Source organism: Pyxidicoccus fallax (assembly GCF_012933655.1).
GTDB lineage: Bacteria > Myxococcota > Myxococcia > Myxococcales > Myxococcaceae > Myxococcus > Myxococcus fallax.
Genome location: NZ_JABBJJ010000022.1, coordinates 1 through 12,116 on the forward strand (window position 1 = coordinate 1; position 12,116 = coordinate 12,116).

12 protein-coding genes are annotated in these 12,116 nt (G+C 70.1%); 7 read left to right on the plus strand and 5 right to left on the minus strand.

Features of this window, described 5'->3' with window-relative positions; all coding sequences use genetic code 11:
- The 4 genes from HG543_RS06945 to HG543_RS06960 all read left to right on the plus strand — a co-directional run.
- Nucleotides 1–914 (plus strand): ABC transporter ATP-binding protein (locus HG543_RS06945; RefSeq protein WP_169343894.1); only part of this gene is annotated, 914 nt, incomplete at its 5' end.
- A complete protein-coding gene (locus tag HG543_RS06950) occupies nucleotides 911–2,767 on the plus strand; it encodes a hypothetical protein (protein ID WP_169343895.1) in 1,857 nt (618 codons plus the stop codon). The genes HG543_RS06945 and HG543_RS06950, both read left to right, overlap by 4 nt.
- Complete coding sequence (locus HG543_RS56215; protein ID WP_169343896.1) at nucleotides 2,764–4,647, plus strand: ABC transporter permease; 1,884 nt, start codon at nucleotides 2,764–2,766, stop codon at nucleotides 4,645–4,647. Before HG543_RS06950 ends, HG543_RS56215 begins: the two co-directional genes overlap by 4 nt.
- Nucleotides 4,648–4,681: 34 nt before the next feature.
- Nucleotides 4,682–5,602, plus strand: coding sequence for a protoglobin domain-containing protein (locus tag HG543_RS06960; RefSeq protein WP_169343897.1), 921 nt, complete (start codon nucleotides 4,682–4,684; stop codon nucleotides 5,600–5,602).
- Between the two features lie 12 nt (nucleotides 5,603–5,614).
- Here the strand turns inward: HG543_RS06960 and HG543_RS06965 are convergent, their stop codons facing one another.
- The gene (locus HG543_RS06965; protein WP_246356822.1) at nucleotides 5,615–6,715 is read right to left on the minus strand and encodes a quercetin 2,3-dioxygenase; all 1,101 of its coding nucleotides are present in this window, start codon (nucleotides 6,713–6,715) and stop codon (nucleotides 5,615–5,617) included.
- A gap of 102 nt (nucleotides 6,716–6,817) precedes the next feature.
- Here HG543_RS06965 and HG543_RS06970 point away from each other — a divergent pair, with 102 nt between their 5' ends.
- Nucleotides 6,818–7,699, plus strand: a complete 882-nt coding sequence (locus HG543_RS06970; protein WP_169343898.1) for a LysR substrate-binding domain-containing protein — start codon at nucleotides 6,818–6,820, stop codon at nucleotides 7,697–7,699.
- Between the two features lie 93 nt (nucleotides 7,700–7,792).
- Complete coding sequence (locus HG543_RS06975) at nucleotides 7,793–8,404, plus strand: manganese efflux pump MntP (protein ID WP_169343899.1); 612 nt, start codon at nucleotides 7,793–7,795, stop codon at nucleotides 8,402–8,404.
- 19 nt (nucleotides 8,405–8,423) lie between these two features.
- On the opposite strand, the gene HG543_RS06980 is transcribed toward HG543_RS06975, so the two are convergent.
- From HG543_RS06980 to HG543_RS54400, 4 genes are all read right to left on the minus strand, one after another.
- Nucleotides 8,424–8,795, minus strand: a complete 372-nt coding sequence (locus tag HG543_RS06980) for a DUF2019 domain-containing protein (protein ID WP_169343900.1) — start codon at nucleotides 8,793–8,795, stop codon at nucleotides 8,424–8,426.
- Complete coding sequence (gene sitA5, locus HG543_RS06985) at nucleotides 8,792–10,135, minus strand: SitA5 family polymorphic toxin (RefSeq protein WP_169343901.1); 1,344 nt, start codon at nucleotides 10,133–10,135, stop codon at nucleotides 8,792–8,794. Before sitA5 ends, HG543_RS06980 begins: the two co-directional genes overlap by 4 nt.
- 241 nt (nucleotides 10,136–10,376) lie before the next feature.
- The gene (locus HG543_RS54395; RefSeq protein WP_343073293.1) at nucleotides 10,377–10,550 is read right to left on the minus strand and encodes an SDR family oxidoreductase; all 174 of its coding nucleotides are present in this window, start codon (nucleotides 10,548–10,550) and stop codon (nucleotides 10,377–10,379) included.
- A gap of 88 nt (nucleotides 10,551–10,638) precedes the next feature.
- Nucleotides 10,639–11,223 carry an acyl-CoA thioesterase gene (locus tag HG543_RS54400; protein WP_211193782.1) on the minus strand — a complete coding sequence of 195 codons (585 nt, stop codon included), beginning with the start codon at nucleotides 11,221–11,223 and terminating at the stop codon, nucleotides 10,639–10,641.
- Between the two features lie 153 nt (nucleotides 11,224–11,376).
- On the opposite strand from HG543_RS54400, the gene HG543_RS06995 reads away from it, so the two are divergent.
- Nucleotides 11,377–12,033 (plus strand): TetR family transcriptional regulator, encoded by a 657-nt coding sequence (locus tag HG543_RS06995; protein WP_169343902.1) that lies wholly within the window; start codon nucleotides 11,377–11,379, stop codon nucleotides 12,031–12,033.
- Nucleotides 12,034–12,116: the final 83 nt, after the last annotated feature.

Genomic DNA, 12,116 nt, shown 5'->3' on the forward strand with positions numbered 1-12,116 from the left:
CCACCGAGCCCTCCGCGCCGCCCGCCCCGCGCGTCGAGCCGGAGGTCATCCTCCGCACCCACGGCCTCACCCGCGCCTTCGACAAGGTGAAGGCCGTGAATGGCGTGGACCTCGAGCTGCGGCGTGGAGAGGTGTATGGCTTCCTGGGCCGCAACGGCGCGGGCAAGACGACGACGCTGCGGATGCTGATGGGCATCCTCCGCCCGGATTCGGGTGACATCGAATTGATGGGCGAGCGCGTGGGCCGGGTGCGCGCCGCGCAGAAGCGGCGGCTGGGTTACGTGTCGCAGGAGCAGGTCTTCTACCCGTGGATGACGGCGGTGGAGCTGGGCCGGTTCGTCTCCGGCTTCTATCCGGACTGGGATGACGCGGCCTTCCAGCGGCTATTACGCGTGCTGGACGTGCCGGCGGACCGCAAGGCGGCGCAGCTGTCCGGCGGCACGCGGATGAAGCTCGGGCTGGCGCTGGCCCTCGCCCACCGCCCGCCGCTGCTCATCCTCGACGAGCCCACCGCCGGCTTGGACCCGGTGGCGCGGCGCGAGTTCCTCGACATCCTCCGCGACCAGGTGCGCAGCGAAGGCCAGACGGCGCTCTTCTCCTCCCACCTCGTGGGCGAGCTGGAGGAGGTGGCGCACCGCATCGGCATCCTCCACGAGGGCCGGCTGCGCTACCAGGGCCCGCTGGACACGCTCCGTCAGTCCGTGCGCCGCGTGGTGCTGGACGCCGCGCCGGAAGTGCCACCGCCCGGCCTCTCCCTGGTGAGGCGCGAGCGCCTGCCGGATGGCCGTGCCGGCCTGGTGTTCTTCGGCGCGCCGGAGGACTGGGCGGCGAGTCCCTTCCCGCCCGAAGCGGTGGAGGCGCTCTCGCTGGAGAGCATCTTCCTCGCCTACGCGCGGCGCTCGGACGAGTCATGAGCACGGGCCTGCTACGCAAGGAGTGGCGCGAGCACCGGGGCGCGGGGCTCCTCTTCCTCATCTTCTACGGGCTGCTGCTCCTGCTGCTCGTGACCGCAGGAGACCGCTACGCGACGCGGGGCAGCATCTTCGAGCTGCTCAAGCTGCCCACGGTGATGCTGAGCACGGTGGGGGCCATCTTCGTGTCCCACCGGCTCGTGGTGCGTGAGTACGGCCAGCGCACGCAGCTCTTCCTGGAGGCGCTGCCCCTGTCGCGCGCGCGCATCCTCGTCACGAAGCTGGTGCTCGGCGCGGCCGTGCTGCTCCTGCCGCTCGCGCTGACCCTCGGCATGCTGGGGAGCATGGAGGCGGTACACAAGGACGTGACGCCCCACTCCCTCCTCCCGCTCTGGCTGCGCTCGGCGACGCCGGTGCTGCTGGGCTGGACGTTCTTCGCGCTCGCGGGGCTCGTGGGCCGCTTCCGCAATCCGCTCTACATCCTCCTCGTCATCGGCCTCTTCGCGGCGGACCAGCTCACCGACTTCGAACTCGCGAAGTCGGGCCCCTTCGCGCTGCTCGGCCCCGACTTCTCCTTCGAGCGCCAGCGCCTCCCCTGGGAGCACCTGGCCACGTGCTGGGCCCTCATCGCCGTGGCCACGGGGTTGTGCTTCGGGCTCGTGCTGTACCGGGACGGGACGCTCACGGAGCTGCTCTCCCAGCGGATGAGCCACCGCGAGAAGGTGTTCGTCGCGTGTGTCCTCACCGGGCTGTTCGTCGTCATCACCATGATGGACCAGGCGAAGCGGCGGCAGCCCTTCTCCCTGCGCGACGCGGCCCGGGGGCAGGTGGCGCACTCGACGGTGCAGGTGGCCTCCGGCATCGGGTTCCCGAGGGAAGATGCGGAGCGGATGGCGGAGCGGCTCGCCACGGACCTCGGGGCGCTGAGCGGCTATCTCGGACTGGAGCGGCTGCCGGCGGTGGCGGTGATGCCCATCCGCGAGCTGGACGCGGACGTGTTCCAGCGCGCGAAGCTGGAGGAGGCGGACGGCGTGGTGGTGCGCGCCAACCTCGCGGCCCCGGACTTCGACGTGCGTGCCTTCGAGGCGTTCCTCTTCCGGGAAGTGCTCATCTGGGCCAGCGAGGGCGTCGTGCTGCGCGAGGAGCGGCAGTGGCTGCTGGACGGCTTCACCACCTGGTGGGCGCACCGCGACGGCGAGGCGCGGCTGTCCCCGCGCGCGGCGGTGGCCTCGCGGGACGACTTCGACACGCGGCGCTGGCTGGGCACGCGCGAGCGGCTCGGGCCCTGCCTGTCGGGCGCGCTGGCCGCGCTAGGCGTCCAGGTGCTGCGCGAGCGGCTGGGGGACGGGGACTTCCAGTCGCTGATACAAGGTCTCCTCGCGCCGCCCCGCCGGACGGGCTTCTGGGGTCTCGCGATGGAGCCGCGCCTGGGCGCGCTGCTGAGCGAGCACGGGGGACTCACCGAGGACGAGCTGGCGCGACGGTGGCGCGAGGCGCTGCGCGGTGAGCGCGAGGCCCACGCGGCACTGGTGGAGTCGCTCGCCGCGCTGAGCCCCGCGCTCTCGGTGGTGGCGGAGTCGGAGGAGACCTTCCGCCTGGAGCACGCGCTGCGAGGTTCGAAGAACGTGGAGCTGCCCGCCCGGTACGCGCTCCTCTACGGCAAGCTGACGCCCTTCGGGCACGAGGTGTCCCCCGACACGCTGTCCCGGCAGGACGCGCCCTCCTCCGCTCCGGACGGAGCACGGCTGCCGCGGACGCTGGTGCGGGGAGAGCGCTGGCTCTTCGTGATGCAGGTGGAATCCGCCCCGCTCGGCTGTCCCGTGCGCGTGCTGGCGGAGCGGAGGGCCATCCCATGAGACACCCGCTCGTGGCCAAGGAGCTGCGCGACCAGCGGCCATTCCTCTGGCTCGCCCTCTTCTTCATCGCCGTCGAGGTCATCTCCACGCTGTGGACGGAGCCCCTGGGCTTCGCCCCCTATGCGAGCACCTTCGTGGAGCGCTTCAAGGCGGGGGGCGACCTGTCCATCCTGACGTCCATCTTCACGTTCGCGCTGGGCAGCGGCCTGATGGTGCGTGAGCAGGACGACCGCACGCTGGAGTTCCTCGACGCGCTGCCCACCTCTCGCTTGCAGCTCTTCGGAGTGAAGGTGCTCGTCGCGCTGGGCACGGTGCTGGTGTACCCGCTCGGGGTGAGCTTGTGGCTCCTGGGAGCGCACGTGCTGTCGCGCACCTCGCTGGACCCGGGGCTGCACCTGGACATGCTGGCCGTGGGCACGGTGCTGCGAGTGGCGCAGGCCTTCACGGTGCTGGCGCTGGCGCTGGCGCTGGCCCCGCTGCGGCGGCTGGGCTGGACGGCGCTGGCGGTGCTGATGCTGGCCCAGTCGCTGCTCCAGGAGCGGGTGCCGTGGCTGTCCGCGCTCAACCCGCTGCGCCTCACCGAGCCGGAGTTCGAGGGCACGCGCTGGCGCTGGCCCCTGGAGGCACTGGGGCTCCAGCTCTCCGTGGCGTGCGTGCTGATGGCGCTGGCGCTGGCGCAGTTCCTCGGGCTCGGGGAGCGGCTGGCCGGCGCCATGCAGCGGCGGCTTCAGGGCTCGTGGATGGGCACGCTGGCGACGCTGGCGACCATCGGGATGTTCTTCGCGGTCCTGGTCCAGGTGTTCGAGAACGAGGGCGAGGAGGCGAAGGAGGACGTCGGCGGCAGCTCCAAGGTGGAGTTCCCCTCCATGACGTCCGCGCAGGCGGACACGGGGCACTACCGGTTCACCTACCCCTCCCACCTGAGCCGGCGGGCGCAGCCGCTGCTGCAAGACGCGGACTCCGTCTTCGAGGAGGTGCGCACGTTCCTCGGCGTGGAGGCGGGCGCGCCCATCCAAGCCGACCTCGGCGGCAGCGCGCGGCACACGGCGGGCACGGCCTATTGGAACACCCTGCGGCTGAACCTCGCCGGGCTCGACGACGCGAGCGGCGCGCGCGACGTGCTCCGCCACGAGACGACGCACGTGCTCGCCCAGCGCATCACCGGCGTGGAGGCCGCGCCCCGCCTGTCGGCCATGAGGCTGCTGAGCGAGGGACTGGCCACGTATGTCGAGCACCGCTTCGGTGCGAACGCCGAGGAGCTGGAGGCGTACGAGGTGATTGCCGCGGCGGCCCGGGCGCGGCGCGAGGTGAAGACGGAGGAGCTGCTGGACCTGGACCGGCTCGCGGCGGAGCGGGACGAGAACTGGGTGTACCCGCTGGGCCGCGCCTTCATCGAGGTGCTGGTGCGGCGGCACGGGGACGGGGCTCCGGCGCGCGTCCTGGCGGCGCTCGGGAGGAAGGACGCGCCCGAGGGGCTGGAGGGCGCGCTGGCGTGGCAGGACGCGTTCCAGACCGCGGGCATCGACCTGTCGCGGGTGTTCGACGACTTCTTCGCCTACCTGGACGAGCAGGCGCTGCGACACGCGAGCGTCATCGACTCGCTGCCGCGCCCGCGCGGCGCCGTGGAGCGGAAGGACGAGCGGGTGGGCATCCGCGCCGTGGTGGATGGACCCATTCCAGAGGGGTGGCGTGTCGTCTGCCGCTTCCGGCCGGAGGAGACGTCGGAGCCGCACGAGGTGGATGGGCCCTACTCCGGGCCCGGGCCCCACTGGCGCGAGCCGTCCGAACTGTCGGAAGGAAATCTCTGGTACCAGCTGGGGCTGCAGGGACCGCACGGTTTCGTTCTCTACGAGCCGTGGACGCTGGTTCGCGCCCGCTGAGTGTGGACTGATGGCGGCCGTGGAGGGCCTTGGGATGGCGCACTCACGGGACTACATGGCGAGGCTGGGCTTCGACGCGCGGGAGCTCGCCAGCCGTCGCCTCTTCTTCCAACTGGGCGATGACGACCTCGCCCGGCTCGCGACGCTGCGGCCCTTCGCCGAGCGGCACAACGACGCCATCGTCGATGCCTTCTACAACGAGCTGCTCCTCCAGCATCCGGAGAGCCGCCTCTTCTTCACCGACCCGGCCGTGCTCCACCGGGCCATGAGCGCGCAGAAGCAGTACTTCCTCCAGCTCTTCTCCGGCGTCTGTGACTTGGACTACGTGGAGGACCGGCTGCGCGTGGGCACCACGCACCAGCGCATCGGCGTGGACCCCAAGTGGTACCTCGGTGCGTATGCCCACTACCTGCGGCTCATCGCCGCACGCCTCTTCCAGGAGCAGGGCTCCACAAGCGATTCCGATGCGCTCTTCCGGAGCATCCAGAAGAGGGTGTTCTTCGACATGTCCATCGCCATCGAGACGTACATCGCGGTGGGCGTGGAGACGATTCAGCGGCAGGAAGCGGCCATCCGGGAGCTGTCCACGCCGGTCATCCAGATTGCGGACCAGGTGCTGCTGCTGCCGCTCGTCGGCGCCCTCGACGCCGAGCGCGCGCGGCAGGTGATGGAGGCGCTGCTGGCGCGCGTGGTGGAGTCACAGGCCCGGGTGCTCATCGTGGACATCGCGGGCGTGCCGGTGGTGGACACCCGCGTGGCCAACCACCTCCTCCAGACGACCGAGTCGGTGCGGCTGCTGGGCGCCACCACCATCCTTACCGGCATCCGCGCCCAGATTGCGCAGATGCTGGTGCAGATTGGCGTGGACCTGTCCGCCATGCACACCTGCGCCAGCCTGCAGGAGGGGCTGGTGCTGGCGCTGAGCATGACGGGCCGGGTCATCCGCTCGAAGTGAGTGGAGGGCCCGCTACTTCGCGGGGGCCGGCGGAGCGATGAGCTTCAGGTCCAGCTGGTCCAGCTTCGACAGGACGCGGTCGAACCGGAAGGGCGGCGGCGTCCGCGGGTACACGTAGGCGGTGTACGGGTCTCCGAGGGTGCGGAAGAACGGCTCGAACAGGCCCGGGGTGAGCAGGCCGACGAAGCGCGTGTAGTGGCTGTTGAGCTGGTAGGCGTGAATCGTGCGCGCGGGCGCGTGGACGAAGTCACCTGGGGACAGCGTCAGCGTCTGGTCATTGACCCGCATCGTCATGGAGCCATCCAGGCACATGAAGGTCTCCGTGTGCTTCTCGTGGAAGTGCGCGGGAATCATCGGCCCGGAGGGGCCCTCGGTCATGACGATGAGGAACCTGCCGTCGCTCGTCCGCGAGTCACCCAGGAAGGAGAAGAGCTGGTCACCCGCGACGAGGCGCTCGCCCTCCCCGGAGGCCAGGACGTAGGGGGCCTTCCTGCCGGGCAGCGTGCCGTTGGTGACGCGCTTCGGGGTGCCCCTGCCCGGTGCCTTGCCCGTGAAGCGGACGTCTGCGCTGGCCTCGGCCTTCTTGAGCAGCTCCCTGGACAGCTCGGGCTTCGCGTCGGGCGGCTGCACATGGCCCGCGTAGGGCTGGCCGAGCGCCTTGTAGAGCGAGGACATCTCCTTCCCGGTGCTCCAGGAGACGAGCCGGGTCCGGTGGCTGCGCATCGAGAAGGCGTGCGGGGTGCCTTCCGGGATGCTCGCGTAGTCCCCCTGGATGAGGAGGTAGTGCTCCTGTCCGAGCCACAGCTCCACCTCTCCGTCGAGGACGAGGAGGGCCTCGTGCGTGCGCGCGTGAGTGTGGAGCGGGAAGTTCGCGTCGCGTCCGCCCGTGAGGACGGCGGCTTCGAAGAGTTCGCCGGTGTCGTTGCCCCGTGCCACCAGGTCCGCCACCAGTCCGCCCACGAGGTACCGCTCGCCCTCCCCGCTCCGGATGAAATAGGGCACCGCCGAGCCCGGCAGCTTGCCCTCGGGAACGACCTTCTGGATGTCCATCGCCAGGGAGCCCTGGCTCCAGCCGAGGGCCATTGCCAGCATCGCCGCCAACATGTGTCTCATTGATTCCTGCCTGTAGTTCGAGATGTGCACGGCAAGAATGTGGAGGGCACGTCGAGCAGTCCAATCGATTAAAAGGGCGTCTGTAATCATTCGAGGTGATGAATGGAGCTGCGCCATCTCCGCTACTTCGTGGCGGTTGCCGAGGAGCTGCACTTCGCGCGCGCGGCGCGGCGGCTGCACATCGTCCAGCCCGCGCTGAGCATGCAGATCAAGGCGTTGGAGGAGGAGCTGGGGACGCGGCTGCTCGAACGGACGCGGCGGCACGTGGAGCTCACCGAGGCGGGAAGGCTCTTCCTGGAGGAGGCCCGTCAGACGCTGGAGCAGGCGGAGCGCGCCGCCCGGGTAGCGAAGCGCGCGGGCCGGGGAGAGCTGGGACGCATCGAGCTTGGCTACTCCGTCAACGCGGCCTACTCGGGCGTCCTGGCAGGGACGCTGAAGGCGTTCCGCCAACGGGCGCCGGACATCGAAGTCCGGCTGCACGAGCTGCATGCGTTCGACCAGCGCGAGGCCCTGTTGGAAGGCCGCATCCACGTGGGCTTCATCACGGCCCCGGGGCTCCGCCTCCCACCAGAGCTGGCCGGGGTCCGGGTGGGAGCCTGGCCGCTCATGGTCGCCCTGCCCTCCGACCACCCGCTCGCCAGGCGGGAGCGCATCCCGGCGAAGCTGCTGGTGGAGGAGCCCTTCGTGGACTTCACCGGCGCGAAGGACGAGCAGGGCCTACCGCTCATGCAGCGGCTCGGGGGCTTCTCGCCCCGAATCCGCTACCGCAGCACGAACATCATGGCGGTCATCAGCCTCGTGGCCGCGGGGTTCGGCGTCGCCCTGGTTCCCGCCTCCATCGTGCCGCTCGACATTGGAGGCGGCGTTGCCTACCGGCCGCTCACCGGCGTCACGGAGGTGATGGAGCTGCTGGTCGCGTACCGCCGCAACGAGAAGGCCCCGGTGGTACGGGCGTTCCTGGAGGTCCTCCGGGCCCGGCCTTGACACCCCGAGGACCCGGGCCCACGCATTGTGCGGCAGGTCGCCCGCCTCACTTCATCGCTTCCAGTCCAGGCGGGCCTCGGGTAGAGGCCCCCCATGGCAATGCTGGACCTGCTGCTCCTCGCGCTGGGACTCTCCATGGACGCCACGGCCGTGTCCGTGGCGAGCTCGCTCGCGGCTCCGCGTGTCCGGGCACGAGACGCCCTGCTGCTGTCCTTCCTGTTCGGCCTCTTCCAGGCCGTCATGCCAGTCATTGGCTGGGCCGTGGGGGCCCAGTTCGCGGCGGCCATCGCCGACTGGGACCACTGGCTCGCCTTCGTGCTGCTGGGAGGCATCGGGGCCAAGATGCTCCACGAGGCCTACACCCACCGTCACCCGGGGACAGACGCCGCGGACAAGGAAGACGCGCGCAAGGCGAACGAGGCCCCTGGTGAGCGCGACCCGTTCCACCTGGGCCGGCTCGTCATCATGGCCTTCGCCACCAGCATCGACGCGCTCGCCGCCGGGGTGACGCTGCCCGTGCTGGACGTCCACATCGCCACGGCGGCCGCCATCATCGGTGGCATCACCTTCGCCCTGTGCCTGCTGGGCGTGAGCGTCGGCCGCCGGTTCGGCGACGCGCTCGAGGGCAAGCTCGACATCGTCGGCGGCCTCGTCCTCATCGGGCTCGGCGTGAAGACCTTGGTCGAGCACCTGAGCGCTGGGTGACGGGAGAGGACGAGGGGCGTCACTCCACTTTGAGCGTGCCGCTCTTCCATTCCTCGAGTGTCATCGACGCACTGAGTCCCATCAAACTCAAAGGCGGGGCCGACAGCGCAGACAAAGTGCGCGCTGCCTCGTCTGGCGCAAACCCCAAGGCAGCGGTTGCCGCCCAGTACCGTGTGCCTTGTTCAGGGTCGGTCAGGAGCCTCAAAATGGGCTCCTGCACTTCAGCCCCACGAGCACGCAACTCCGCCCTGAGGGCCGCAGCCAGATCGTATTCCTTGTTGGCCGCCCTGGTGTTGCGTGCGTTCAGCAGGCGTCCATGCCTGGCCGAAACCTCCCGGAAGCGCTCAATCAGCTCTCCCGCTGTCAGCATCTTGAGTTCGCCGGGTTTCATTGGATGGCTCCGAACCTCCTCATGATTCGCAGCCCAAATGCACGCTGCTGCTCGTACGATTGCTCGCGCAGCCACTCGCGGACGACTCTGCCGCCTGCGACGTCTTGTCTGGATGAATAGAATGCACTGATCTGCTCGTGGATCTGCTCGTCGATCGCGATGACATTTTCCGTGTTGTGAATGGCTTCTGGGCCGAACCGCTGCACATTGCTCGGCGTCTGCTCGACAATGTGGTGCCACTGTTTTCCAGGGCCCGCCGGTCCCATCGCCTTCTTGAAGCCGCTCATGGACTTCCATGCGCGGAATGCAGCCGGCTGAGTGCCAGTCGCAGCGCCGGTCGAGCCGTGCGATGACATGGCCACGGCACCTGGCGCGAGGGCGAACGTGAAGCCGTCCGCGGCGATGGCTACCGTTTCGACCTGCCCCACCGCCGTGTACACCAGTCCGGCTTGCGCCTCGGCCCTCACGGCGGCCTGCGCGGCTCCAGGCAGCCCCCGTACCGTCGTCCCCAGCGTGGCGCCCGTGCTCCCGATGGCCGCTGTCGCCAGCATCACGAACGCCCGCGCCGCGTTCCGGCCCATCACCTTCCCGAAGCGCTCCCCCGCCTCCCGCAGCTCATCGAATGTCACGGCCCGGTCGCATTCCGCCATCAACTGCCGGAAGCCCTGGATGAGCCCCCAGAACGTGTCCACCCCCACGTAGATGATGAGCGCCGCCGTGAGCACCGCCGCCACGCCCTTGGTGGCGGGCTCCGGCACCGTCCAGAGCAGCGCATACGTGGCTGCCGTCCAGAGCGCCGCCTGCATCAGCGCCTCTGGATGGGCCATGTCCTTGACGGCCTCCCAGAGCTCGTTCATCACCGCGCCCTTCGCCAGGGCCAGGGCGAGCGTGAAGCGCGCGTCTCCCGTGACGGAGGGACCTTCCTTCAGCAGCCCCAGGCAGTCCCCTTGACGCCCCGTCCGCTCACACCAGCGCAGGTAGGCGCGCGTCAGCTCGACTTCGGCCTGCGGAAGCTCGGACGCCAGGTGCTCACCGGACCCAAGCGGGGTGATGCGCCGGCTCCTCACGTCGAAGAGGTACGAACCGCTCCGAGGCGCTACTTCGAACAGGCGCCGAGCAGCCTCCTGGGGCCGCTGCGACGGATGAAGGGTCCGGGCCAACCTGGCCACAGCCTCCTTCACTTCATCTTCGTCCAGCGCGACCGGCTCGGCGGCCTGTTCCGAGCGGGGAACGTGGACGCTCGGCGCGCCCCGGCCCGTGTCGAGGCGCACGACCCGGGTGGTGCCACCGCACCCCGGCAGGACCACCCACGCAAGGAGAAACAGCCACCTCAGCAACATGCAAAGTCCCCGGCCCTGATTGCCCTGGCAGGACATACCACGCCAGAAATGCGGGCTGGCTCTGCTCCTCGGCGGTTCAGGACGGTGCTGAGCCGTTTTCTCCTGGCGAACCTCCTCCAGCGCGAAGCGACACCGGGAGGCCCGCGCTATCGCCCACGCAGGCTGCCCATCTCCAGGAGCAGTCCAGGAAGGCTGCTCCGTCGCACGTGCTATCGCCACGCTCCGCCCCACCAGCCGCAGCTCAAGGGTTCCCGCGTCCACTCGAGGCGCCGTAGATCTGCCCCGTGGTGTAGCTCGCGGCGGCGCTCGCGAGTTCCACGTAGACGCTCGCGAGCTCCGCGGGCTGGCCGGGGCGGCCCATGGGCGTGTCCTGGCCGAGCTTCGTGAGCCGCTCCTGCGTCTGGCCACCGGTCACCTGGAGCGGTGCCCAGAAGGGCCCGGCGCCACGCCATTCACGCGGATGCCCTGCTTCGCAAACTGCTTCGCGAGGGACTTGGCGCGCGTCAGACGGGAGCCGTCACGAGGCCCGGCAGGGCGTTGAAGCCGCCTCCGGCGTCTCGTGACAGCACGCGGGCCCGGGGCGCGCCCGTCCACGACGAAGTCAGCGTCTCCGGCGCCACGGGCGACGGCGAGTGCACGCCCACGTCCGCGAGCAGCTCCGCGGGAGGCAGCGTCTCGCGTCCAATCTTGAGGACGGCGCGCACCACCGCGCGGGCACACAGCTCGCCGCGGCGCTCCAGGCGCTGCTCGTAATAGAGCCACTTCTCGTCCCACGCGGCCACCTGCGTCACCAGGGTGCAGCGCTCGAACGCGCGCACCTCGCGGCGGTACTGCACGGACACGCCGCCCAGCAGCGGCCGGCAGCGCCGCTTGAACATCGCCGGGAGCAGCCCCGTGCGCAGGCCATGGTCCAGCCGGCCATGGTCCATCAGCGTGAGATAGCGCCCGTTGTTCACGTGCGCCCAGATGTCGAGGTCCGAGGGCCAGATGCGCAGCGGCAGGTCCACCTCCGCGAGCACATGCGTGTTCGGGCGCGCGAGGCTGCCCACCGAGGTGACGGCCATCCGCGCCAGATAGTTGCTCAACATGTCGGCTCCTCCACTGGGGACTTATACTTCCATCAGCCGACTGATACTTCTATAAGCGCCCCCACTCCTGTCAAGCGTGTGGACTGGTGCCTGCCTGACGGCTCGCTGTGGATTTGGGAAGGACGAGCGCCCCCGGGCGAGCAGGATGGTGGCGTGAGCAAGGAATCGATGCAGAGCGCCGGGCGCGCCGACATCCTCACGGCGGCGCTGCGTGAGTTCGCCGACCACGGCTTCATGGGCGCCACCACGGCGGGCATCGCCCGAAGGGCGGGGGTCACACAGCCGTTGGTTCACCACCACTTCGGCTCCAAGCAGGGCCTCTGGAACGCGGTGCTGGCCGACGTCTTCGGGGACCTCGACTCCGTCCTCGGGCGCACCATCCAGGAGGTGGAGGGCGAGGACCGGCGGACGCGGCTGGCTCGGCTGCTTCGCGCCCTGGTGGGCTTCTTCGGCCGGCGCCCCGAGCTCAGCCGCCTCATCCGCACCGAGAGCAGCGCGGGTGGAGCCCCCTTCGACGAGCTCTACACCCGGTGGCTCTCCGGAATGGTGGACCTCTTCCGGCGCGAAGTGAGTGCCGCCGTGGAGGACGGCGCGCTGCGACCGGTGGACCCACGCCTGGCCTACTCGTTCATCATCGGCGCCTGCGCCCAGCCCTTCGCCGAGCCGGAGACGGTGCGGCGCGCCTTCGGGCTGGACATGCGCGACCCGGCCACCGTCGAGCGGTACGCGGAGTTCGCCGTGGACGTGCTGCTGCGGGGCCTGGGCCTCCCGCCCGAGCCGTCCCGCCCTGCTCGAAAGCGGCGCCGCTGACGGGCCCTCTTGCCAAGAGGGGCTCCATGTCGACTCGGCGCGTCGAGTCACGTCGATGCATCTGCCATTGCATGGCCACGAGG